Origin of the sequence: Brevundimonas sp. (assembly GCF_031412435.1) — a bacterium.
GTDB lineage: Bacteria > Pseudomonadota > Alphaproteobacteria > Caulobacterales > Caulobacteraceae > Brevundimonas.
Genome location: NZ_JANODA010000089.1, coordinates 1 through 24,242, shown reverse-complemented (window position 1 = coordinate 24,242; position 24,242 = coordinate 1). Strand labels below are relative to the sequence as shown.

The window sequence follows — 24,242 nt, the reverse complement described above, 5'->3', positions numbered from 1 at the left end:
GTCCGCGCTCAAGCAGCGAGACGCCGCGCGTCGAGCGGTAGCGCCCTACACAGTCGCTCAAGCAGCGAGCGACCGCGTCGCTCGCGTTAGCGCACGAAAAGGCGCTTGGAGGCCTGGCCTCCGAGTTGAACGGAGGGTCTACGGGTTTGCACACCCGTTGCGTCGCCCCTCCGCCACCAGGCCGTGTCCGAGAGCGAGGACAAAATGTCGCAGATTTCCTAAGATGGTGGAATCGAACGCGGTTGAGATCGCGTTCACCCTTTCGCCGCAACGCCACGCCATACTCGCGCGCTAATTGCAGGCTCTTGATGGGCATGGATCTCTCTGGAAACGTCGCCTCATGCGCTTTGACTACCGCCTCGCCCTGATCGCCTGCGTTTCGGCTTGCGCGCCGATGCTGCCGCCGCCGCCGGTGAGCGCGACCGGCCGAGCGACCCCTGATCTTCCGGAACCCGCGCGCCCCGCGCCTGCCCCCGCTCCGGTCGCCCCGCCGCAAGTCGACGCCGCCGGATTCGAGGGCTGGAAACAGGGCTTCCTGGCGCGCAAGGGCGGCGCCCGTCGCGCCCTATACGAGCAGCAGTTGGCAAACCTGACACCCGACCCCGAGGTCATCCGTCTGGACGGCAGCCAGCCGGAGTTCAGCCGCCCGGCCGGCGCCTATATCGCCAACGCCGCCTCCGCGGCTCGGATCGCCGAGGCGCGCCGACGCATCGACGCCGTGCCGTGGGCCGTGACCCAGCGTTTCGGCGTGCCTGCGGAAATCCTGATCTCCATCTGGGGCAATGAATCCAGCTTCGGCCAGGTCCAGGGCGACAAGGACGTCATCCGTTCCCTGGCCACCCTCGCCTTCGACGGTCGCCGTCGCGACTGGGCCGAGGACCAGTTGAAGAACGCGCTCGACATCGTCATCGACGGCCGACGCGAGCGGTCGGGCCTGCTGGGCAGCTGGGCCGGGGCCATGGGCCAGACCCAGTTCATGCCCGACAACTATCTGCGCCTCGGGGTCGACCAGAACGGCGACGGCCATGTCGACATCTGGGGCTCGGACGCCGACGCTCTCGCCTCCGCCGCCAACCTTCTGGCCCAAGCCGGCTGGAAGCGTGGTCAGGCCTGGGGCTACGAGATCACTCTTCCCGCCAACTTCGACTACGCCCTGGCCGAAGCCGACGGCCGTCCGTGGAGCTTCTGGGCCCAGCGCGGCGTCGCGATCGCCCGTGGCGGCGCACCCTCGTCGGCGGAAGCCGCCGAGAACGGCGTCGTCCTTCTGCCCCAGGGCGCGCGAGGGCCGGCCTTCCTGGCCCTGCCGAACCACTATGTGATCCGCCGCTACAACAACTCGGTCAGCTACGCTCTCGCTATCGGCCTGACCGCCGACGGGATCGCCGGGCGTCCGGGTCTGGTCGGGACCTGGCCCAATGACGGTCCGATCTCGCGCGAACAACGTTTCGGCGCCCAGAGCGCCCTCGCCCGCGCCGGATTCGACCCCGGCGCCATAGACGGCGTGATCGGCTCGGGAACCCGCCGCGCCCTCAAGCAATGGCAGATCGCCCACGGCCGCATACCCGACGGCTATCTGACGGCCGCCCTCGCCGATGAGCTGATGCGAGGGATGTAGCGGCCCCAAGGCCGCTACCGCTTCCTGAACCGCGCCGCCTCGGCGGCCATGCCGGAGCCCCAGTCGCTCTTCTCCTCCGCCGGTTCCGGTACGAAGGCCGCTTCGGGCAGCATGCCCGCCACACCGCGCATGGCCAGGGCCAGCGGTTCAGCCATCACCGCAAGCATCCGCAGTGGCTTTCGTTTCCCATCGCGCACGTCCCAGCCCTCGGCCTCGAACAGATCCGCCTGATCCTGAGGCGACAACCGCTCGATCCCGTCCCAGTCGTCGGGACGCGCGGCGTCCTCGGCCTGTTCGGCGGTCAGGCCGAAGACGGCGACCAGCACCGCGTCCACCTCAGGAAACTCGTCGCGGCGCGACGGGTCGGCATAGCCGGGCTTCATCAGCGCCTTCGCTTCGAGGTCGGCGACGCCGGGCAGGTCGAGAAGACGGCGGAGGGTCTGGGTCATGCGCCCGATCTATCCCCTCCCCGGCCTTCGGAAAAGGTCAGCGCAGTTCGATCCGCCGCGCGCCCGCAGGGATGATCAGTTCGCGGCCCGTCCACGCCCCGTTCCGTCCGTCGATGCGGATGCGCGCGGGCAGCTCCTGCCCCTCCGGCCACTGCAGAACGAACCCACCCGGCGGCGTCACGCCGGCCGCAAGCGTGAGGGTGGTCAGGCCCGCGCGCCGGCGAAGGCTATAGGTCAGCGCGCCATAGGGGGTGCGAACCTCCCGCACCCCGACGCCGGTCGCGCTGTCGATCCAGCTCATCGGCAGTCCCGCCGCCAGCACCAGGGCGTGATCCGCGTCGCGGTCGTAGACGAACAGGTCCAGCGCCGAACGGATATAGTCCGAGCTGATCCAGGCGTGCGGCATGTCGCCGATAAAGCGCGGCTCCCGCTGGTCGCGCCCTACGACCTCGGCCCATCCGTTCCAGGCCCGGGGCCGGCGGTCGGCAAAGAAGAAGTCCAGCGCCGCCATCGCGCGTTCCGGCTGGCCTAGCCGCACGAAGGCCCCGACGGTGCGCAACTCATAGGGCGTATAGTCGCGCCACGCCGCCCGGTTGGCCTGACGCGCGGTGAAATTCTCCCAGTATTTCTCGAACGTCCGGATCAGCAGACCCTGCGGCAGCTCGTCCTGAAGGCCGCCCGGCGACAGGCCGATGGTCGTGGAGGTGGCGTCGAAATCGCCCCGGTCGGCCGCGCCGGCAATCCAGTCGATGCGGTGGTGGATGGCCGTACCGGTGATGGACGCCGTGACGTCCGCCGAGAACTCGGCCCGCGCCGTCGCGAACCGTTCGGCGGCCCCAGTCTCGCCCAGGGCCTCGGCGATCTCGATGGCGTCGCGATAGCCGAGCAGGCCCCAGAAATCGTCCCAGTAGGACCAGGCCGCGCGGTCGGAATAGCCCTCGTGGCTGATCGACGGCGGCAGCAGGCCGTAGAAATGCCGGGTCGCCGGCGTGCGGTTGGCCTCGGTGCGGGTCGAGGCGCGCAGCGTATCCATATAGCCGATGGCGGCCTGGACCTGGGGCCAGACGGCGCGCAGCTGGGTCAGGTCGCCCGTGTATCGGTACGTTTCGGCGGCCAGGAAGACGAACTCTCCGTGGCTGTCATTCTCAGGCACCGGATCGGCGCCACGGCTGTCGACGCAACAGGGGACCTTGCCGTTGTCGAAGACGTACGGCGCGTACCAGCGCAGGTAGTCCTGACTGAGGTCGGCATGGCCCAGCCGGTTCAGGCCCTCGGCCATCATGGCGCCGTCGCGGATCCAGGAGCGGTTATAGCTGCGGGTGCCGGGCTGCAGCGCCGGACCCTGCCGCGACATCAGCATGTGGGCCAGCGAGGTCTTCATCGTGTCCTCGATCCGCTGGCCCTCGGGCGGGGTGATCAGGTCAAACCGGTCCAGCTTCTCGCGCCAGCCGGCGGCGACGCGCTCCTGCACGGTGTCGAAGGCCGCCTCGACCGAGCCCGTCGCCGGCAGGGCGGGACGCGGGCCGTCCAGGGCCGCGACCCAGCCAAAGGTGCGCGTCTCGCCGGGCGGCAGGGTCACGGAATAGAGGATGGCGCCGGCCATCAAACCGGAGCGGTCGGACTCCACCGCCGCATCACGCGCCGCGTCGGGGCCGCGCGCCAGCAGGCTCTGCGGATCGGCCCCGGAGGCGAAGGTCGCCAGCCGGACGTCGTCGGGCGCGACCAGCGGGTGGATCCGCAGCGCATCATCCAGCACCAGATCCGCGCCGGTCCACTGTATCTGGACGATCGGTGCGGCGCCGCCCGGTACGGCGAGGAACTGCACCGGTCCGTTGACCTGCATCGGCCGCGCCGCCAGCGCCAGCGTCAGGGTGCGCGCCTGAAGAGAGGTGTTGGTCAGGTCGTAGCGGCCGTACAGGGCCGCCGCGTCGGGCGAACCCTCCGCCATCGCCGTGACCTTCAGCGTCCAGTCGTCATGGGTCCAGGTCACCGTCGGGATCGGCAGGTCGTCCTCGACCAGGGCCTGTTCGATCCGGGCGTCCGCCCAGGTCACCAGCCGCCCGTTGTCCAGCACAAAAGGCTCGATCGACGGCCCGCCGCGCTTCAATTCAATAGCGCCGTCCTCGGAGATCAGGCCGCTCTCGCCGCCGCCGTCCACGCCGACCAGTGTCCAGTAGGGCTGTTCGCCCCGGAAGCCGCGCGGATAGAGGCCGCGTCGGCTCTGGCCCGCGATGGCGGTCAGGAAGGCGGTCTCGTCTTCGCCGAACGCCAGCGGTTCGATCCGCAGATCGGCCAGCGCATAGGCGGTCGCTGTCGCGCCGGTCGTGCCGAAGCCTGCCCCCATCTGGCCGGAGCCGGGCACGGTCTGGGGCGTCGTCAGATCCAGCCGCAACCAGCGGGCCGAGGCTTCGGGCGTCCGGATCCAGTCGGTCCCGCCGTCGCCCTGACGCACTCGGGCGATTTCCTGCCACTGGCGCCGGTCGCTGGAGGCCATGACGCGATAGGCGGAAGCCGCCCGGCCGTCGGTCCAGCGCAGGGTCAGGCCGCCGAACTCAAGTTCGTAGCCGAGGTCCAGCGTCAGGCTCTGTTCGCCCGCCCCGACGGTGCGCCATGCGGTGGCGGGGTCGTCGTCCACGGCCAGGGCCGCGACGGACAGGCCATCCGAGGTCGATGCCTCGGCGACCGGACGCGGCGGGACCGACGGTTCCGGCGGCAGGGTGCGCAGGATCAGGTCGTCGACCTCGATGAAGCCCTTTCCGCCCTCGCCTGCCGTGACCACGAACTCGACCCGCTCGGCGCCCCGGAAGGTGCGGTCGGGGTTCGGCCCCCAGGCCCAGGCGACCTGACGCTTCTTGATCGTGAACAGGGTCCAGCCCTCGGGGAAGTCGTAGCGGGTGGTCTGGCGCCAGTGCACGTTCTCGCCCGAGGCGTCCGTGAACTTGACCTCGAAGGTGTTGGTCGGCCCCGCGCCCCGCACCCGGAAGCTGATCTCATAGTTTTCCGGGGCTGCGAAAGACAGCTCGCGGGCGGCGAAGGCGTAGCCCGACCGGCCGTTGAAATCGTAGTCCAGCCGCAGCGCCTCGCCGCGATGGCCCGAAACGGACGACAGGGTCGAGGTCACGTCGGTCGAGGCGTCGGCGGTCCAGGGCGCGAGGTCCTCGAACGTGTCGAGGGTGCGCGACGACTGCGCCTGGACGGGCCCTCCCAGCAGCAAGGCAACGATCAATCCCAGGAACACACGCATACTCAACCCTTTACGCTGCCCGCCAGCATGCCGCGGATGTAGAACCGCTGAAGCGCAAGGAACAGGATCAACACCGGCGCCACGGTGATCACCGCGCCCGCCATCATCAGCTCGACATCCTGCACATGCTCGCGCGACAGGGCCGCCAGCGCGACCGGCAGCGTATAGTTCGACTGATCGGTCAGGATGATCAGCGGCCACAGGAAGTCGTTCCAGCTGCCCAGGAAAACGAACAGGCCGAGAGTCACGAGGATCGGCGTCAGTGTTGGCAGGACGATGCGGCGGAAGATCTGGCCCTCCGTCGCGCCGTCGACGCGCGCGGCCTCCAGCATCTCGTCCGGAATCGACAGGGCGTACTGGCGCACCAGGAACAGGCCGAAGATGGACGCCAGCCACGGCACCAGGGCCCCGGCATAGGTGTTGACCAGCCCCATCGACTTCAGCATCAGGAACAGCGGCAGGGTTCCGATCTGGGCCGGGATGACGAGGGCGCCGATCAAAAGCTGGAACAGCCGTTCACGCCCCTTGAACGTCAGCTTGGCGAAGGCGTAGCCGGCGGGGACGGTGAAGCCCAGCGCCAGGCCTGTCGCCAGCGTCGCCAGGGCGACGCTGTTCCACATGTAGCGGCCCATGCCCTGGTTCACGAACAGGTCGCGATAGTGCTCCAGCGTCGGCGCGCGAGGCAGCAACGGCGGCGGGAAGACCGCGGCCTCACCCGTCGCCATGAAGCTGACCGACAGCATCCACAGAAGCGGGAACAGGACGATCAGGCCGATCAGGGCCACGCCGATATTCAGCAGGAGGGTCCGCGGCTTCACGTGTGCTCTCCGCCGAGCCGCCGCGACACGGCCAGCTGCACCATGGTCACGGCGAAAATGCACAGGAACAGGATGAAGGCCACCGCCGAGGCGGAGCCCAGATTCCACCATTTGAAGCCCTCTTCGTACATGAAGTAGAGCACGGTCACGGTCGACTGGGCGGGGCCCCCTTGCGTCATGACATAGGGCTCGGCGAACAGCTGGAAGAAGCCCGCGACCGAGATGATCGACACCAGCAGCAGCGTCGGCGCGATGGCGGGCAGGGTGACGTTGGTGAACCGCGCCCAGGGCCCGGCGCCGTCGATGCGCGCGGCCTCGTAGAGGTCATCCGGAACCGTCTGGAGCACCGCCAGGAAGATCAGCATGTTGTAGCCGAAGATCTTCCAGACGACGAAGATCAGGATGGCCGGGATCGAGGTGTCGGGGTTGCCCAGCCAGTCGACGGCCGGCAGGCCCAGGCTTGTCAGCATCCAGTTGATGACGCCGTAGCGGGTGTGCAGCAGGTAGTTCCACAGCACCGCCGTGGCCACCAGCGTGGTCACGTAGGGCGCAAAGAACATGACCCGCCAGACCGGCCGCCATTTGATCGTACGCGCGTTCAGGATCACCGCCGCTGCAAGAGACGCGATGATCGACAGGGGCACGCCCAGGACGCTGAACCAGACGGTGTTCTTCATCGCCTGCCAGAACAGCGGATTGGTCAGCAGCCGCTCGTAGTTCTGCAGACCGACGAACCGCATGTTGCCGAGGTCGGCGAGGGCATAGATGTCGAAGTCGGTCAGGCTGAGCAGCAGGGACGACACGACCGGCACGACGAAGAAGACCGCGATGGCGATCAGCGACGGCGCGACGAAGCCCCAGGCGGCGCGCTCACGACGACTGATCATGCCGTCCGCCCCTGTTCGATCATCCAGCGGCGCTTTTCGAGCAACCGGTCGGCGCGGCGGTCGATCTCGGCGCCCGCCTGCTGCACCGTGAACTCGCCGCGCACCATCCGCTCCGCGACGACCTGCATCTCGGTCACGATCCGCTCCCACTCGGGTACCTTGGGCACGGCCTTGGCGCGCGCCAGCTGGCCGTTGAAGGCGGTGACATAGGGGTCCGTCGCCACCTTCGGCGCGGCCCAGGCCGAGCGGCGCGCCGGCAGGTCGCCACTGATGACGTTGAACTCGGCCTGCACTGCCGGATCGGAGAGGTACCGGACCAGCTTCCAGGCCGCCTCCTGATGCGGCGAGGAGCGGAACACGGCGAGCGACGATCCGCCCGGCGCCGAGGCCCCGGGCCCCGTCGGACCAGGGACGCCGGCCGTCGTCCAGTGCGGCTGAACCTCTGGCGGCAGCCGGGTTTTCATGTCGCCGATGGTCCAGGGACCGGAGAAGTAGAAGGCGAAATAGCCCTTGGCGAACTCGTTCCAGACGTTCGAAATCTGGGCTGCCGAGGCCAGGGGGGCGAGGCCCTCGTCGAACAGGCTCTTGTAGAAGGCCAGCGCCGCCCGGAAGGACTCGCTGGAGAAGTTGCCACGGGTGTCGAGGTCTCGAAGCAATGGTTGATCGCCCTGCAGACCGAAGGTCAGAAGCTGCTCGAACTCATTGACCGGCGACAGGATTGCGAAGTTTCCCTCGCCCGAAATGCGCTTGACCGCGTGCATGGCCCGCTTCCACTCGGCCCAGTCCGTCGGCATGGCGTCGAAGCCCGCACGGGCCAGAATATCGGTGCGCAGGAAGATCAGCCGCGTATCGACATACCAGGGCGTGGCCATGGCGCGGTCGGCGATCGCATTGGTCTCCAGCACCGCGGGAAACTGATCGGTCAGAAGGTCCGCAGCGGCTTCCGGCGTGGGCGACAGGGCGCCGATGGCCGCCAGTTCCGCCACCCAGGTGTTGCCGATCTGGCTGACGTCAGGCAGCGACGCCCCGGCATAGGCGGTCAAGAGCTTGGAATGGGCGGCGGACCAGGGCTGGGGCTGGACCACGACCTTGATGCCCGGATTGGCCGCCTCGAAGGCCGGCAGGACCGACGGCACGTGCGTTCCCTCATTGCCCATCGCCCAGAAGGTCAGCCGTATGATGCCGTCGTTCCGACCGCACCCCGCCAGAGACGCACCCGCCCCGGCCATCAGACACAGCGCGGAGCGCCGGTCGATCATGCGTCCAGCCATCCGCCCGTGAACCCGGCCCTCTGCAACCCGCGTTTCAGGTTCGGCTCGCCGTGCATATGGCGCCAGACCAGTTCGGAGCGGCCGTTCTCGATCATCACGACGATCGGTCCCTGGTCGATGCCGAGATAGTCGCCGTCGACCCAACCCAGGCCGGGCACGATCGAACCATGCTGCAACCGCCCTTCTCGCTCCGTCAGGGTCGGATTGAACGAGTCGAGGAAGCCCCACTCGGTATAGACGGGCGCATAGCGCGCCTTCATCGCCTTCAGGGTCGCGGTGACCTCGGCGGGCGCAAAGGGATAGCTGGCCATGGCAGCGGTCGGCGCAATCGTGCCGTCGTCCCGGTCGCCCGGACCACGCGCCGAATAGGAGAAGAACTCCCGCTCGCGCGCGTCGATGACCTGTCTGAAGTCGCCCGGACCGTCGCAGGCCGTCAGGCCCCAGATTTCGGCCGAATAGCCGTCCCAGCCGCCGGGATTGTCTACGGCGTATTTGCGCTGGGCGTGGACGGCGCGACGGCTGTTCTCGAAATAGTCGAGCGACTGGTCCGTCATCATCGACTGGCCCCTCATCCAGGCGTCGCGGATGCCACGGAAGTCGATGAACATGTGGCTGTACTGGTGGCCGAAGATCGGCGCGAACTGCAGGTGCCAGTCGCCCCAGCGGTCGGTCCAGCTCTGCTCGTAGGCATGGACCCACTCGTCCCAGACCCCGGTCGGGACGGGATGGGTCGGACTGCCGATCGCCAGCAGCAGGACCAGCATCCCCTCGTTGTACACGTTCCAGTCGTGCGGGATGTGGTCCGACTCCGGATGCCAGCCCATGGTGATGCGGTTCGGCCGCACCACGGCCCAGTCCCACTCGACGCGCTCGTACAGGGCTTGGGCGATCTGGCGGATCTCGGATTCCTCGGCATGGCGGCCGTCGAAGAACTGGGCCGCGAACAGCATGCCGCCGAGCAGCAGGGCCGTATCCACGGTCGACAGTTCGGTCGTGCCGAACCGGTGACCGGTGTCCATGTTCAGGAAGTGGTAGAAGAAGCCCTTGTACCCGCCCATGCCCGTCGCGTCAGGCCCCTGCGGCAGGGCGGCGAAGTAGCGCAGGGTGATCAGGGTCCGCTCGCGCGCCTCGGCCCGCGTCATCCAGCCCCGCTCGACCCCCACCGGCCAGCAAGCGAGGGCAAAGCCGACGGCCGCGACCGAACAGAAGGATTCGGTCGGCCAGCGGTCGGGCGTCAGGCCTGTCTCGCGGTCCGTGACGTGGACGAACCAGTCGAAGGTCCGGCGCTGCAACTCATCGATTTCAGGATCCACAATACCGACCCTTGACCCGCGTCGGGCGCTGGATTGGGCCAGGGCCGGCGAGGCGGCGCCGGCGACCAGTCCGGCCAGGGTGGAACCCATCAGAAAGCTGCGACGATCCATGGGACCACCTCTTACTCGGAACCGGCGGGACGATCATGCCCCAATAAAAAGTTGGCCGCCCCCACCGAAGCGAGGGCGGCCAGTCTCAGGAGATCGTTCTAGAAGCGGTAGCGCAGGCCCAGCTGGATCGTGCGGGTCGGCAGGGCCTGTGAGGTCGGCGCGCCATACAGCGGATTGAAGTCCGCCAGCGGCGAGTTGTTGTTCAGCCGCAGGCCGGTGTTGTAGCCGTTGTAGTTGCGGAAATCGAAGACGTTGATGGCGTCCACCATCGCCTCGACCGTCTGCCCGCCGAACACGGTGAAGACCTTGCTCAGCCTCAGATCGACCTGACGCGTGGCGAAGTTAAGCCCCGGCAGGAAGGCCCGCTTGTCCGGATAGCCTGCGAACCAGTCCGGCTTGGCGCCGGCGCCGACATTCCCGATCGTGAACGGACGGCCCGAGCCGAGGGTGACGACCGAGGACAGCATGAAGTCCATTGGCAGACGCAGGGTCCCCGACGCGACGACCCGGTGCCGTTCCACCCCCGGCGTGTTGAAGAAGGGCGAGGCGTCCAGCGTGGCGTAGTCGAAGTCGAACGCGCCTTGTCCCTGATCGCGACTGCCGTTCTGCTCCCCGTCGGCCAGGGTGTAGGCGATGTTGAAGCCGTAGCCGCTGTCCTCGGTATAGGGCCGGTCGATCGTCACATACATGGCCTTGTAGGTGCGCTCACGATCGTGGTCCGAATAGAAGACGCTGTCGTTGTAGGCGTAGGGCTGACCGGTCGCCGGGTCGGTGAACTCGGAGGGCCGCACGACGATCGCGTTGGCGTCGTTCACATTCAGCCGGTACCAGCCGTACTCATTCTTGGTCTTGGCATAGGAGAAGGTGACGGCCGTCTGGATGTCACCGAACTTCTGGCGCGCCCCCAGGTTGAACTGATCCGTGTGCGGCATAGGCGCGTCATTGCGGATCAGGAAGATCTCGCCCCGCCCTTGGGTTCCGCCCAGCAGGCTGTCGAGACCCGCCGTCGTCCCGTATTCCGGACGCCAGGCGATGGTGTCCGTGCGACCGCCGAAGGCGCCGCCATTGGGCGAGAAGAAGATCTGGCGGCTGCGGTTGACCGGCGAATAGCGCTCGGAGAAGGCGAAGTTGAATCCGATCCGGTCGTAGTAGCGGCCCGCTCCGCCGAACAGAACCGTCTGTTCGTCGCCGAAGATGTCATACGAGAAACCGATACGCGGCTGGAACGCGCCCTTGAACGCCTCCCGGTCGCCGTCCGCCACATAGTCGTCGACATTGACTGGCGGCGCGTAAGCAGGCCGTGTCTCGAACGCCGCCAGCACCTGACGAACGTTGTCCGGCGTGACGTAGTCGTTGTTGACGCCGTTGTCCTCATAGTCCCAGCGGATGCCGAGATTAAGCTCCAGCTTGTCGGTGATCTGCCAGTCGTCCTGGATATACAGTCCGGTCTGATTGTTGGTCACCTCCGCCGGAACCGTCGGCAGGTTCAGGGTCACCTGGAGAGGGATGGTCGAGCTTCCGAGGATGGTGCCCGTCACGTCATAGGAGAACTGCGGGTTCCGGTTGAAGAATTTGGCGACCGAATAGTCATGGATGGCGTAGCGCACGCCCATCTTGATTGTGTGGAAGCCGTAGAACTCGACCTCGTTGAAGGTCAGGTCGTTGCGGAAGGTGACGACCGTGTCTTCGATATTCTGGTTGTTGGTGCCGCCGCCCCGGCCGAATATGAAGTCGCTCTGGTTGTAGTCGAACTGGAAGCCCGGGATCGTCGCGCTCGCGTCGCGGTAGACCCGGAACTGTTCGCCAGAATCCGAGAAGTTCAGCGCCTGAGGGTTGTACAGCGACTGACGATAGTCGACCGAGGCCACGTTCAGGAAGGTGTCGCCCTGGAACTGGTGCCGCAGCACGACGGACTGGGTCTCGTTGTTGATCGCATTCGCGCGGCTGTAGGAATTCTGGCCGCCGAAGTCGCGGATGTCCTGCTCCGTGCGATATGTCGCAGTCAGGTCGACGATCTGGCGGTCGTCGACCTGCCAGGACAGCTTGCCGAAATAGAGGTCCTGTTCGAACGGCGCCTCGAACACGCCGAGCTCGTCCTGGAACAGATTGGTGAATTCTGTCCGGTTCAGGAACACGGAGTTTGAGCGGGTCTCGTCCTTGCGCTCATAGCTCGCCAGGAAATGCAGCCGGTCCTGGATGATCGGGCCGGAGAGGGTCGCGCCATATTCCATGCGATCCAGCTGGGGCTTCGCCTGCCCCCGCCGCTCCGAAAAGATGTCTTGCGAGCGCCAGTCGGAGTCCTGGTAGGTGACGAAGACCTCGCCATGGAAGTCGTTCGTGCCCGAGGCCGTCACGGCGGTGATGATCGCCGACGAAGCCTGCTCGTACTCGGCCTTGAAGTTCTGGGTCAGGACCCGGAACTCACGGATGGCGCCCTGCGGGAAGGGGTTGCCGCGGCTGTCGTCCTGGCCGGCGAAGCCGCCGTCGAGGATGTTCGACTTCTGGCTCTGTCCGTCGATGAAGACGTTGATCGCGTTGGCCGACTGGGCGCCTGCGGCGATGGTGCGCTCGGCCGGGTCCTGGCTAACCACGACGCCGGGGGCCAAGGCGGCGAAGTTGAGGAAGTTGCGGTCCACCTGAGGCAGGGCGCTGATCTGCTGCTGGCTGACGTTGGTGGCCACCTCCGAGGTGCGCACCTCGAAGATACGGCGACCGGTGACGACGATGTCGCCCAGATCGGTGCCTTCGTCAGCGGAAACGGCGCCGGCCGCCGAGACATCCAGATCCAGCGTCGCCACCTGACCCACGGACAGGGTCACGGTGTCCGTGCCGGTCTGGCCGTCAGCACTGGTCACCGTCACCTCGTAGGTCCCGGGCCGAAGACCGTTCAGGACATAGGTTCCCGATTCCGAGATCCGACCCCGGGTGACAAAGCCCGTGTCCACGTCGCGGGCCACGATCGCGCCGCCAGCCTCCGCCGCATCCCCCTCATAGACCGTGCCGCGCAGCGTCGAGGTCGTTGACTGGGCCGAGGCGGCTCCGGCCGTCAGCAGGGTCGCGACGGCCAGGGCCGAGGCGGCGCCCAACGCGCGGGTGCGCAGGGTCATGCGGGTCATTGGGTTTCTCCGTTGAGGGCGATGCTGGATGAGGCGCCGCCGCACGACTGGCGGACGACGAGTTGGGGTCGAATGATTTCGCAGGCGGCGTCGGGCGTTGCCTGGGGGTCGTTGGAGGCGGTGATCAGGGTCACGAGCCGGTCCATGGCGCGGCGGCCGGTCTCGGCGATCTCGATACGCAGGGTGGTCAGGGCGGGTCGCATCAGGGCGGCGATGGGCACGTCATCGAAGCCGACCACGGCGACGTCCTCGGGACAGCGGACGCCCGCGTCCTGCAGGGCCAGCAGGGCGCCGATGGCCATCATGTCGTTGGCGGCGAAGATGGCGTCGGGCCGCGCGCCCTCGGCCAGCAGAACAGCGGTCGCGTCATGGCCGGAGGCCTGCGTGAACTCGCCGGCGACGACGTTCGGCTGCCGCCCGGCGGCGGTCATGGCCTGGATATAGCCGGCCTGACGCTCGCGCGCCTCCAGGTTTCCCGACGGGCCGCCGATGTGGACGATCCGCTCACGGCCCTGGGCCAGCAAATGCTCGACCGCCGCGACCGCGCCGCCGACGTTGTCGACGACCATGGACGGCCGGCCGGCGTCGTTGGCCCCGCCGTTCATCAGCAGCACCGGCAGGCGGCCCGCCAGGCTGTGCGCCAGATTGGCCGAATCGAGATGGGGCGACAGGACGATCAGCCCGTCGACCCGGCCGCGCATGGAACGGATGGCGGCGGCCGCCTCCGAGGCGTCGTCGTGCGAGCTGGAGACGATCAGGTGCAGGCCGTTGGCGCGCGCGGCCACGTCCATGCCCCGGATAAGCTCCGAGAAGAACTCGCCGAACAGGTCGGGCAGGATGACCCCTACCGTGTCGGTGCGGCTGGTCGACAGGCTGCGGGCGCCGGAATGGGGCACATAGGCCAGAGCTTCGACGGCCTCCAGAACCTTCAGCCGGGTCGGCTCCGTCACCGCGCCGGCGCCGGTCAGCACGCGCGACACCGAGGCCACGGAGACCCGGGCGCGCTCCGCCACGTCACGGATCGTCGCCGGCTTCATGCCACGCGTCCGATCGGCGCACGGCTGCCTGATGTGTGGGTCAAGGTGCGATGCACGCAGTGTGTTCCTGAAGCGTCCGGATCGTACCGGCCCTCTTTATCGAAGGTCCGTCGACAAATTTCTGTAATCGGTTACATCGCACACTGGTAATGCGCCCCGCAAGTGCCGTAGTTTGGCCACACCAGATTTTCTGATCCGCATCGAACCTCCGGCAAGGGTGTCCACATCCCCCACGCCGCCATGCCGCCTCCCCGAACGAAAGCCGTCCCATGAGCTCCAACTACCAGTTTCCCGACGGTTTTCTGTGGGGCGCAGCGACCGCAGCCTACCAGATCGAAGGCTCGTCCATGGCCGACGGCGCGGGCGAATCCATCTGGGACCGCTTCTGCCACATACCGGGCAATATGAAGGACGGCGACACAGGCGACGTGGCCTGCGACCATTACAATCGCTGGCGCGAGGACGTCGCGATCATGAAGCGGCTGGGTCTGACGGCCTACCGATTCTCGGTCAGCTGGAGCCGGGTCATGCCGGACGGCACGGGCCGGCTGAACGAGGCGGGCCTGAAGTTCTATGACGACCTGATCGACGCCCTGATCGAGGCCGGGATCGAGCCGCTGTGCACCCTCTATCACTGGGACCTGCCGGCGGCGCTGGACGACCGGGGCGGCTGGCTGAACCCCGAGATCGCAGACTGGTTCGCCGACTACGGCCAGGTCCTGTTCGAACGGTTCAAGGGTCGGGTGAAGACCTGGGGCACGATCAACGAGCCCTGGGTCATCGTCGACGGCGGCTATCTGCACGGGGTCCTGGCCCCCGGCCACCGGTCCCACTACGAGGCCGTGATCGCCGGCCACAACGTCCTGCGCGCCCACGGCGCCGCCGTTCGCCGCTTCCGTGAGGTGGGCGAGGGCCGGATCGGCATCGTCCTCAACATCGAGCCCAAATATCCGGCCAGCGACAGGCCCGAGGACGAGGCCGCCCGCAAGCGCGCCGAGGCCCAGATGAACCGCTGGTTCCTCGATCCCCTGATGGGCCGCGGCTATCCGGCGGAACTGCACGAGGTCTACGGCGACGCCATGCGCGACTTCCCGGCCGAGGACTTCGACCTGATCGCGACACCGACCGACTGGATGGGTCTGAACTGGTACACGCGCGCGGTGCCCGAGAACGCGCCCGACGCCTGGCCCGTCCGCGCCCGACCGGTCAAACAGGTCCAGCACGCCCACACCGAGACCGGCTGGGAGGTCTATCCCCCTGCCCTCACCGACACCCTCGTGTGGCTGCATGAGCAGACCAACGGCCTGCCCCTGATGATCACCGAGAACGGCTCGGCCTGGTACGATCCGCCCCACGCCATCGACGGCCGCATCCACGATCCGATGCGCGTCGAATACCTGAAGAACCACCTCAAGGCGGTCCACGACGCCCTCGGAAAGGGCGTGAAGCTGGAAGGCTATATGGCCTGGTCCCTGCTCGACAATCTCGAGTGGTCGCTGGGCTATTCGAAACGGTTCGGCATCACCCACGTCAACTTCCTGACCCAAGAGCGGACGATCAAGGATTCGGGTTTGCTCTACGCCGAGGTGATCCGGACGAACGGGAGCTGCCTCTAGGGCCGGACCCGCGTGTAAAACTGCTCGATCAGGTCCAGCCGCTCGGGGAAGGGGACCGGCTTCGCCACCGGCCCGTCGTTGGTGAACTCCAGCAACTGGTCCGGCGCGGCGCCGAACTCCGGCCAGGCCGGGCGGTCGCCGCCGTTCGGATCGCCCGCCTTCGCAAAGGCCGTCCAGTAGTCGGCCATGGCGGTCGCCGCGAGATCGTCCCGCTCGCCCATCGGCCGGCCGACAGTGTGGAGATTGTCGAAGACGTAGGGCCGCTCCGACGCATGGGTCGCCCCGCCGCTCGGTTCGGGATTGGACTCGGGCACGACATCGAACCGGTAAAGGAACGTGGGCTGACCGGCCCGCGCATGCAGCCGCGCCAGATGCCGCGCGGGCTCGTTGAAGATCAGGTCGCTGACGACATTGGCGTCATAGCCCGCCTGACCGGAATAGGCCGCGACGACGGCGTCGTACTCGGCGTCGGTCATCGCGTCGTCGGTCCGGCCATAGGCGCCGGCGTCCGTCGGCCGGATCCACCAGAATTCGGCGCTGTTTGTCCCGATCATCAGAGGGACCGGCGCCTGCCGTCCTGCCGCAAAGGCCTCGACCACATCCTCGGGCACGACCTTGCCGTCGACGACCAGATTGTCGCTGTAGAATGCCGGCATCGGTGAAAGCAATCGCTCGGCGGGCAAGGCGCGAAGGTCGTCCGCCGTCGTAGTCGGGAGCCCCGCCGACCGCGCGAAGGCGACCCCCAGAGACTGGGCCGAGGGTCGCCCCGGACGGTCATCATCCAGAAGGGCCGACCTTTGCCGCCCCAGACCCGACTGCATCACGGCGCGCTGGAACAGACCGCGCGCGGCGGGCGCGACCATCAGCTGGGCGACCGCCGCGCCTCCGGCCGATTCGCCGAAGATCGTGATCTGTTGGGGATCGCCGCCGAAGGACGCGACATTGTCCCGGACCCACTCCAGGGCCGCGATCTGGTCCATCACCCCGTAGTTTCCGGCAGGCTCCTCAGGCCCGCGCTCGAACGCCAGCGCCGGATGATCGAAGAACCCCAGCCGTCCGAGCCGGTAGTTGATCGTCACTACGATCACGCCGCGTCGGGCCAGGTTCGTCCCGTCGTAGAGCGGGGGCGTGCCCGAGCCGTTGTTGTATCCGCCCCCGTGAATCCACACCATGACGGGCAGCGGCTCGGCTCGCGCCGACGGTCGCCAGACGTTCAGCGTCAGACAGTCCTCGCTCGCCGGTCCCGGGCCGACGCCCGGATCGCCGTTTGATGGGGCCTGGATACAGATAGCTCCGGCGCGGCTGGCGTCTCGCTCTCCGGTCCACGCGGCCGCGGGCTGCGGCGGCCGCCAGCGCAGGGCCCCGACCGGCGGCGCGGCGAAGGGGATTCCGTTGAAGGACTCGATCTCGTCGGCTTGTCGTCCGATCAGCAACCCTTGCGCCACCTGGACTTGCGGATTGGCCGGGGGGACGGGCGACACAGTCATCTGGGCGGCCAGGGCTAAGCTTGCGAGGAACATGGGCCGATCCTAGCGGGGCCGGCCCGCGACACAAACTTCACCGTGCCCGGGAACCATTCCTTGCGCCGCGCGCTCGCCCGGATCGGGGGAGAAGGCAAGCGTGCGGGCACTTGAACAGGCGATAGACCTCGCGGCGGCTTTCGAGGCTTCGACGAACCCCTACATGCTGCTCACGCCCGGCCTGCGCTACGCGGGAATGAACGCCGCCTATCTCGCGGCTGTGGGCATGCCCAGGGACAGGCTGATCGGGCGACCGATCTTCGACATCTTCACCGGAGGTGACGGCCCCGAGGCGGCCGAGAACGTCCGCCAGTTGCGGGCCTCTTTCGAAAAGGTGCTCGCGACCGGCGAGAGAGACCATCTGGCGCTGATTCACTTCGCCATACCGGTCACGCGCCCTGACGGAACGGTCAGCCAGGAGGACCGCTACTGGAGCGCCAGCCACACGCCGCTGCACGACGCCGAAGGCCGGATCGTGCTGATCCTCCAGCACACCTCGGACATCACCGAATTGGAGCTGCTGCGTCGCGCGCGCGACGACGCACCGACGGTCAGCGCACTGGACATGATCCTGGGCGGCGGCGTCATGACCCGGGCCCATGCGGTTCAGGAGGATAATCGCCGGCTCGAAACCGAGCGAAATCGACTGGTCGAGATGTTCATGCAGGCGCCTGGCTTCGTCGCCGTCCTGTCGGGCCCGGAACATGTCTTCCAGATGCACAATGACGCCTACGCCCGCCTGATCGGGAGAGCCAACGTCGTCGGCCTGCCTGTCAGGGAGGCGCTGCCGGACGTTGCGGGCCAGGGGTTTTACGAGATTCTCGATTCCGTCATCACCACCGGCGAGCCCTATCAGGGCAGAGGCGCGCCGGTCCAGTTTCGCCCGGAAGGCGCGGACCGGGCGTGCAGCCGCTACGTCGACTTTGTCTACCAGCCGATCCGGGACGGCGAGGGCAAGGTTGTCGGCATCTTCGTCCAGGGCCACGACGTCACCGAAGCCGTCCTCGCCGCCCAGCGCCAGCGGCTGATGATCGACGAACTGAATCATCGGGTGAAGAACACCCTGGCGACGATCCAGTCGATCGCCATGCAGACCGCCCGCTCCCACCAGGACCCGAAATCCTTCGCCGAGAGCTTCCAGGCCCGGTTGATGAGCCTGTCCCACACCCACGACCTCCTGACCCGCAGTCATTGGGAAGGCGCCGACCTCCGCGCCGTTCTGGAGCACGAGACGGATGCGCACGGCCCGGCCCGCATCATCCTGAATGGCCCGCCCGTGGCGCTTGGCCCGGCGGCGGCCCTGTCGCTGGGGATGATCTTCCACGAGTTGGCGACCAACGCCGCGAAGTACGGCGCCCTGTCGGCGCCGGACGGCCGGATCTTCGTCGACTGGACCGTCGCCAACCAGGTCAACCGGACACTGAACGTCGTCTGGCGCGAGGTCGGCGGACCGCCGGTCGAGGCTCCGGCCCGGCGCGGATTCGGCAGTCGACTGATCGAAAGGAACGTCCGTCACGATCTGGCGGGCGAGGCCAAACTCAGCTACGCAAGCGACGGTTTTATAGCGGAATTCTCGATTCCGCTTGATAAGGATACGCAACAGCATGTCTGAGGGTTTGACGGGTCGCCGTATCCTCGTGGTCGAGGACGAATCCCTTGTCGCCATGCTGCTCGAGACTATTCTCGAAGACATGGGGGCCATTCCGGTCGGCGCCATCGCCACCGTGGACGAAGCGCTGGAAGTCGTCGCCGACGATCCGTTGCTGGACGCCGCCCTGCTGGACGTGAACGTGGCGGGCAAGGAGGTCTTCCCGGTCGCCGAGGCGCTGAAGGCCAGAGGCATCCCGTTCGTCTTCTCAACCGGCTACGGCGAGGGCGGCCTGCCCGACCACTGGCGCGGTCAGGCCACGATCCAGAAGCCCTTCACCGAGGACGCTGTGAAAGCGGCCCTGTTCAAGGCGCTCGGCGTAGCCCGGGTCTGAAGTCCTTCAGCACGGCCTTGGCCGCGTTGTGCCCCGGCGCGCCGGTGACCCCACCGCCCGGATGCGCCCCTGATCCGCACAGATAGAGACCCGGCACAGGCATCCGATGATCGGCATGGCCCAGCACCGGCCGGGCGCTGAACAGCTGATCGAGCGTCAGTCGCCCGTGGAAGATGTCCCCCCCGACCAGGCCGAACCGGCGCGCCAGATCGCGAGGGCCCAGCGCCAGCCGCCCCAGCACCGACGCCTTGAAGCCGGGCGCCTGGGCGTCGACCGTCTCGATCATCAGGTCGGCCACAGTCTCGCGATGCTCGTCCCCCAGCGCCGGATCGACATGCTGGCAGAACAGGCTGGCCACATGCTGTCCCGGCGGCGCGAGCGTGTCGTCGAGCGTCGAGGGGATCAGCATCTCGACGATCGGCTTGCCCGACCACCCGTTCAGCCTCGCCTCGGCATGGGCCCGGTCCATGTAGGCCAGGGTCGGCGCGATGATGATGCCCGCCGTGTGGTGATCGCCGGGTTCTGGCAGGACCGTGAAACGCGGCAGCTCAGACAGCGCCACGTTCATTCGGAATGTCCCCGAGCCTGACGCATACCGACTCATCCGCTCGGTGAAATCGGCGGGCACGACGGCCGGGTCCACCAGCCGGTCGAACAGCAGACGCGGATGCAGGTTCGACACCACGGCGCGCCCGCGTACCGTGTCGCCCGCCATCGTCACTGCCCCGACCGCCCTGCCCTTGTCGGTCAGGACCGCCGCGACCTCGGCATCCAGACGAATCTCGACGCCCTGCTCGCGACAGGCGGCGGCCATCGCCTGGGTGATCGCGCCCATGCCGCCGATGGCGTGCCCCCAGACGCCCTTGCGCCCATTCACCTCGCCGAAGACGTGGTGCAGCAGGACGTAGGCGGACCCGGGCGTATAGGGCGACGCGTAGTTCCCCACGACGCTGTCGAACCCGAACAGGGCCTTGATCGGATCGCTCTCGAACCAGCCGTCCAGCCAGTCGCCCGCCGACTTGGCGAACAGGTCCAGCACGTCGCGCCGCCCGGTCAGGTCCAGCCCGCCCAGCCGCCTGGCCAGTGACGCCGACTTCAGCATCTCGGGCAGGGCCTCCGACCATCCGCCCGAAGGCAGGTTCGGCGGCGTCTCCAGCACCAGCGCCCGCAGCACCGCCGCCACCGTTTCCAGCCGCGCCTCATAGTCCGGCAGCCGTTCCGCATCCCGCGCCGAGACCCTTGCCACCTGCCCCTGCGTCCGACCCTCGCCGGCTGTGAAATAGTCCCCGTCGAGCGGCAGGAAGTTCGACATCCGCCGCTCGACCACCCTGAGCCCATGCCGGGCCAGATCCAGGTCGGCGATGACCTTCGGGTTCAGCAGGCTGACGGTGTAGCTGGCCGTCGAGTTGCGGAAGCCGGGGTGGAATTCCTCGGTCACCGCGGCCCCGCCGACGACGCCGCGCCGTTCCAGCACCGTGACCTTCAGCCCGGCCCGCGCCAGATAGAAGGCGCAGACCAGCCCGTTGTGGCCCCCGCCCAGGATGACGACGTCGGTGGCGGCGACGGCCATCAGATGCGCCCGTTCAGCGTCGCCCAGATCAACTTCAGCCGTTTGCCCGGCTCCGGGGTGTCGCTCGTCAGCGCCGCGTGCGCCACGGCGGGAAAGGCCTCGGCCGGAAGGTTCCGGAGCGCCCGGTTCGCCGCCGACCGCAAGGCCGCCGCCTCATCCTTGCGTCCCACCTGGGACAGGCCCCGGACCCGTCCTGCGTCGGCGACGGTGTCGTCATGGCCCGCTCCGGTCAGCACCCGGACAGCCGCCTGCATCGGCCCGACATAGAAGGCCTCCAGGTCGTGCGGCTGTCCGTGAACCCGGTCGATGTGCGCCTCGATCAGGGCGTCGAACGGAGCGCGCTCCAACCCTCGACGCGCAACCAGGTCTGTGAGGGCCTCCAGCACCGGGTGACCCTTGCGCGCCGTCCCTGCGAACACCCCGTCCATCTGCTCACGCCACCAGGCGTAGCGCATCTCGGCCAGCAGGGGCTGGGTCACCCGGGTGGGGATGCTCATCAGCTCCGCCTCGAAGGCGTAGAGGGCGATCAGGTCCGCGCGGGCCTGCGCATCGCCGACGAACCGGCTAGACAGCCAGCGGTCGGGATCGGCCGCCCGGACCTGATCATCGAGACTGGAGGCCGGCTCAGCCAAACAGGGTCTGATACATCGCCATGGAGGTCAGCATGGGCAGGCTGAGCAACAGGTTGGTGCGGCTGGCCAGCATGGCGACGCGCGCGGCCTTCGCCTTCTTGTCGTCGTCGACCACGACGATGCCCAGAGCCCGCTTCTGGTTCGGCCAGATGACGCCCCAGACGTTCAGGAACATGACGACGGCCAGCCAGACACCGACGCCCATCAGGGCGAAGCCCTGATCGCCCTGGACCAGACCCCCGGCGAAGCCGAAGCTCAGCACCTCCATCGAATAGACGTGGCCCTTCAGCAGCATGACCGCCAGGCCCGCCAGAACGGTGAACAGGGCCGCCCAGCGGAACCAGAACAGGGCCTCAGGCGCGATGTATTTCGACACGGCCGGCTTCAGCTCGCCCGGGATGGTCGGCATGACGCGGATCTGGACGAAGTTGAAATAGTACAGCAGCCCGATCCACAGGATGCCGAAGCCGACGTGGAACCAGCGAGCCACCGCCTGCCAGAACTGCAGCGCGTCCACCTCCGCAATACGGAAGAAGGCGAAGATCATCACAGCCGACAGCACGAGGCTGAGGATCAGTGTGTTCCTGAAATTCGAAAGCAGATTGGCCATGTGTTCGCTCCCCCGAGTCGTTGTGAGACCTAGGCTTAGTCGCAAAGGTCGGTGGAGAGAAGGTGGCTGATGACCGGCGGATCATGACTGAACCAGCCACCAGCCACCAGTCATACATCTAGGGCCTCGACGCCGCGCCCAGCGTGATCGGCTTCGCCTCTTCGGCGAACTCGCCCCGTTTCACGCCCCACAGCAGGATGATCGGCGCGGCCACATAGACCGACGAATAGGTGCCGATGATGATGCCCGCCATCAGGGCGATGGAGAAGCCGAACAGGGCAACGCCGCCGAAGACGGCCAGGGCCGCCAGCACCATGATCGCCGTGATCCCGGTAATGATGGTCCGTGACAGGGTCTCGTTGATCGACAGGTCGATCACCTCGCGCAGCGGCATGGTCTTGTACTTGCGCAGGTTCTCCCGAAGACGGTCGAACACGACGACGGTGTCGTTCATCGAATAGCCGATCACCGTCAGAATGGCGGCGACCATGTTCAGGTTGAACTCCAGCCTGTCCCGGAACAACACGATCAGACCGAACACCAGGATCACGTCGTGGACCAGACCGGCGACGGCCCCGAAGCCGAACTGGGGCTCGAACCGGAACCAGATATAGGCGAACATCAGCACGATAGCCGCGCCCAAGGCCAGCAGACCGGACATAAACAACTCGCCAGAGACCTTGGACCCGACAATACTGACGCCCGAATAGGTCACCGCGCCCACTTCTGCGGTAATCGCCGTCTGAACCTGACTGACGACGGCCGCCTGGGCCTGACCCTCAGGGATCTGGAAGCGCAAGATGGCGCTGGAATCGTCGTCGATCCCCTGCACCCCGACATCCCCCATGCCGAGCCCGTCCACGGCGCTGCGCACCTGTTCCAGGTCCAGTACACGCCCGTCCGCAGTGGTCAGCTCCATCGCCGCCCCGCCCCGGAAATCGATCCCCATGTTCATGCCGGGATAAAACAGGCTGCCGACCGAGGCGATGCACAGCACGGCCGACAGGACGCCAAAGAATCTGGCGAAACGGACGAACTGCAGATTCGTCTTGATCGGAATGATCTTGATCAGGGGCCACCAGCTCATCGCCATCACTCCGCGATCGGCAGTTTCTTGGGTCTGGCCGTCTTGAGCCAGTAAGCCAGCAGCACCTGCGCCACCAGCACCGAGGCGAACACCGAGGTGAACACCCCGATGGTCAGGGTCCAGGCGAAGCCGCGCACAGGCCCCGCGCCGAACATGAACATGATCAGGGCCGCCACCAGGGTCGTCAGGTTGGCGTCCAGAATGGTACCCCAGGCCTTGTTGAAACCGGCGTCCATCGAGGCGATCACAGACCGCCCTGCCCGCGCCTCGTCGCGCATCCGCTCATAGATCAGGACGTTGGCGTCGACCGCCACGGCGAAGGTCAGGATCAGACCCGCGATCCCCGGCAGGGTCAGGGTCGCCTGGGTCAGCGACATGGCCGCCACGATCAGGATCGCGTTCAGGACCAGGCCGATCACCGATATGCCTCCGAACAGGAAGCCGTAGGAGAGGAGCATGAAAACGATGATGATGGCAAAGCCGATGATGGTCGACAGCGCCCCGGCCGCTACAGCGTCAGCCCCCAGCTCGGCGGTCACCGTCCGGCGCTCCTCGACCGTCAGGGGGGCCGGCAGGGCTCCTCCGTTCAGCAGATTCACCAGCTCCGAAGCCTCGGCGATCGAGAAACTGCCGGTGATCTGGCCCGTACCGCCGGTGATGGGGCTGATGATGGTCGGGGCCGAGATGACCTTGCCGTCCAGAATAATGGCGAAGGGTTTGCCGATATTGGCCGCCGTCGCCTCGCCGAAACGGCGCGCGCCCTGGCCGTCGAAGCGGAAGTCGATGGCGGGACGGCCCGACTGGTCGGCGCCCACGCCCGCGCGGGTCAGGTTCTCGCCCGAGACCAGAATCCGCTTCTTGACCAGATAGGGGGTAATGCCGTCAGGCCCGATCAGCAGTTGGGCGTCCGGCGGCACGCGGCCGGCGACCGCGTCCTGGACCGAGTTCTCGCTGTCGACCATCTGGAAGGTCAGTTGGGCCGTCTGGCCGATGACGCGTTCCAGGGCGGCGGGATCGCTCTCGCCCGGCGCCTGGACCACGATCCGCTCCGCGCCCTGGCGGGTGATCGCGGGTTCGCGCGTGCCGAGGCTGTCGATGCGGCGGCGCACCACCTCGATCGACTGGTCGACCGCGGTCGGACCCATGGCCGTCATGGCCGCGTCGGTGAAGGCGTAGCGGATGCGGTTGTCGCCCTGGCGGGTGATCGTGCGGTCCGAGGCCAGGCCCGATGCGCCCGCGCCCAGCAGATTGCGCATCTCCGTGACGGCGGGCTCCATCTGGGCCGGGTTGGTCAGGGTCACCACCACGCCGTTGCCGTCGCGCACGATGCCGCCGACGGCGATCTGCGCTTCCGACAGGGTCTG

Annotated in this window: 18 protein-coding genes; 4 read left to right on the top strand and 14 right to left on the bottom strand. The window is 67.4% G+C overall.

Annotated elements, in window-relative coordinates:
* The first annotated feature begins 340 nt into the window (after window positions 1-340).
* A complete protein-coding gene (locus tag RMO01_RS18005) occupies window positions 341-1,615 on the top strand; it encodes a lytic murein transglycosylase (RefSeq protein ID WP_309630445.1) in 1,275 nt (424 codons plus the stop codon).
* Window positions 1,616-1,629: 14 nt separating this feature from the next.
* On the opposite strand, the gene RMO01_RS18000 is transcribed toward RMO01_RS18005, so the two are convergent.
* The 8 genes from RMO01_RS18000 to RMO01_RS17965 form a co-directional block, all read right to left on the bottom strand.
* Window positions 1,630-2,064, bottom strand: a complete 435-nt coding sequence (locus RMO01_RS18000) for a hypothetical protein (protein ID WP_309630444.1) — start codon at window positions 2,062-2,064, stop codon at window positions 1,630-1,632.
* A 37-nt stretch (window positions 2,065-2,101) separates the two neighbouring features.
* Window positions 2,102-5,308, bottom strand: a complete 3,207-nt coding sequence (locus RMO01_RS17995; protein WP_309630443.1) for a discoidin domain-containing protein — start codon at window positions 5,306-5,308, stop codon at window positions 2,102-2,104.
* Between the two features lie 2 nt (window positions 5,309-5,310).
* On the bottom strand, window positions 5,311-6,126 hold the full coding sequence (locus RMO01_RS17990; RefSeq protein ID WP_309630442.1) for a carbohydrate ABC transporter permease: 816 nt from the start codon (window positions 6,124-6,126) through the stop codon (window positions 5,311-5,313).
* Window positions 6,123-7,013, bottom strand: a complete 891-nt coding sequence (locus RMO01_RS17985; RefSeq protein WP_309630441.1) for a sugar ABC transporter permease — start codon at window positions 7,011-7,013, stop codon at window positions 6,123-6,125. Before RMO01_RS17985 ends, RMO01_RS17990 begins: the two co-directional genes overlap by 4 nt.
* On the bottom strand, window positions 7,010-8,272 hold the full coding sequence (locus RMO01_RS17980; protein ID WP_309630440.1) for a sugar ABC transporter substrate-binding protein: 1,263 nt from the start codon (window positions 8,270-8,272) through the stop codon (window positions 7,010-7,012). Before RMO01_RS17980 ends, RMO01_RS17985 begins: the two co-directional genes overlap by 4 nt.
* Window positions 8,269-9,708: a glucoamylase family protein gene (locus RMO01_RS17975; RefSeq protein ID WP_309630439.1), complete on the bottom strand. Its 1,440-nt coding sequence runs from the start codon at window positions 9,706-9,708 to the stop codon at window positions 8,269-8,271. The genes RMO01_RS17980 and RMO01_RS17975 overlap by 4 nt, the downstream gene beginning before the upstream one ends.
* Before the next feature lie 98 nt (window positions 9,709-9,806).
* A complete protein-coding gene (locus tag RMO01_RS17970) occupies window positions 9,807-12,824 on the bottom strand; it encodes a TonB-dependent receptor (RefSeq protein ID WP_309630438.1) in 3,018 nt (1,005 codons plus the stop codon).
* Window positions 12,821-13,861: a LacI family DNA-binding transcriptional regulator gene (locus RMO01_RS17965; RefSeq protein WP_309630437.1), complete on the bottom strand. Its 1,041-nt coding sequence runs from the start codon at window positions 13,859-13,861 to the stop codon at window positions 12,821-12,823. The genes RMO01_RS17970 and RMO01_RS17965 overlap by 4 nt, the downstream gene beginning before the upstream one ends.
* Before the next feature lie 269 nt (window positions 13,862-14,130).
* Here RMO01_RS17965 and RMO01_RS17960 point away from each other — a divergent pair, with 269 nt between their 5' ends.
* Complete coding sequence (locus RMO01_RS17960) at window positions 14,131-15,477, top strand: GH1 family beta-glucosidase (RefSeq protein WP_309630436.1); 1,347 nt, start codon at window positions 14,131-14,133, stop codon at window positions 15,475-15,477.
* On the opposite strand, the gene RMO01_RS17955 is transcribed toward RMO01_RS17960, so the two are convergent.
* Window positions 15,474-16,997 carry a carboxylesterase family protein gene (locus RMO01_RS17955; protein ID WP_309630435.1) on the bottom strand — a complete coding sequence of 508 codons (1,524 nt, stop codon included), beginning with the start codon at window positions 16,995-16,997 and terminating at the stop codon, window positions 15,474-15,476. The genes RMO01_RS17960 and RMO01_RS17955 overlap by 4 nt on opposite strands.
* A gap of 100 nt (window positions 16,998-17,097) precedes the next feature.
* Between RMO01_RS17955 and RMO01_RS17950 the strand changes: the two genes are divergently transcribed.
* Both RMO01_RS17950 and RMO01_RS17945 read left to right on the top strand, forming a co-directional pair.
* Window positions 17,098-18,609, top strand: a complete 1,512-nt coding sequence (locus tag RMO01_RS17950; protein WP_309630434.1) for an HWE histidine kinase domain-containing protein — start codon at window positions 17,098-17,100, stop codon at window positions 18,607-18,609.
* Window positions 18,602-18,979, top strand: coding sequence for a response regulator (locus RMO01_RS17945; protein WP_309630433.1), 378 nt, complete (start codon window positions 18,602-18,604; stop codon window positions 18,977-18,979). Before RMO01_RS17950 ends, RMO01_RS17945 begins: the two co-directional genes overlap by 8 nt.
* Here the strand turns inward: RMO01_RS17945 and RMO01_RS17940 are convergent.
* The 5 genes from RMO01_RS17940 to secD form a co-directional block, all read right to left on the bottom strand.
* Window positions 18,951-20,549 carry an NAD(P)/FAD-dependent oxidoreductase gene (locus tag RMO01_RS17940; RefSeq protein ID WP_309630432.1) on the bottom strand — a complete coding sequence of 533 codons (1,599 nt, stop codon included), beginning with the start codon at window positions 20,547-20,549 and terminating at the stop codon, window positions 18,951-18,953. The two genes, RMO01_RS17945 and RMO01_RS17940, sit on opposite strands and share 29 nt — an antisense overlap.
* On the bottom strand, window positions 20,549-21,181 hold the full coding sequence (locus tag RMO01_RS17935; RefSeq protein ID WP_309630431.1) for a squalene/phytoene synthase family protein: 633 nt from the start codon (window positions 21,179-21,181) through the stop codon (window positions 20,549-20,551). Before RMO01_RS17935 ends, RMO01_RS17940 begins: the two co-directional genes overlap by 1 nt.
* The gene (locus RMO01_RS17930; RefSeq protein WP_309630430.1) at window positions 21,174-21,791 is read right to left on the bottom strand and encodes a hypothetical protein; all 618 of its coding nucleotides are present in this window, start codon (window positions 21,789-21,791) and stop codon (window positions 21,174-21,176) included. Before RMO01_RS17930 ends, RMO01_RS17935 begins: the two co-directional genes overlap by 8 nt.
* A gap of 118 nt (window positions 21,792-21,909) precedes the next feature.
* The gene (gene secF / locus RMO01_RS17925; protein ID WP_309630429.1) at window positions 21,910-22,884 is read right to left on the bottom strand and encodes a protein translocase subunit SecF; all 975 of its coding nucleotides are present in this window, start codon (window positions 22,882-22,884) and stop codon (window positions 21,910-21,912) included.
* Window positions 22,884-24,242 (bottom strand): protein translocase subunit SecD (gene secD, locus RMO01_RS17920; protein WP_309630428.1); only part of this gene is annotated, 1,359 nt, incomplete at its 5' end. The genes secD and secF, both read right to left, overlap by 1 nt.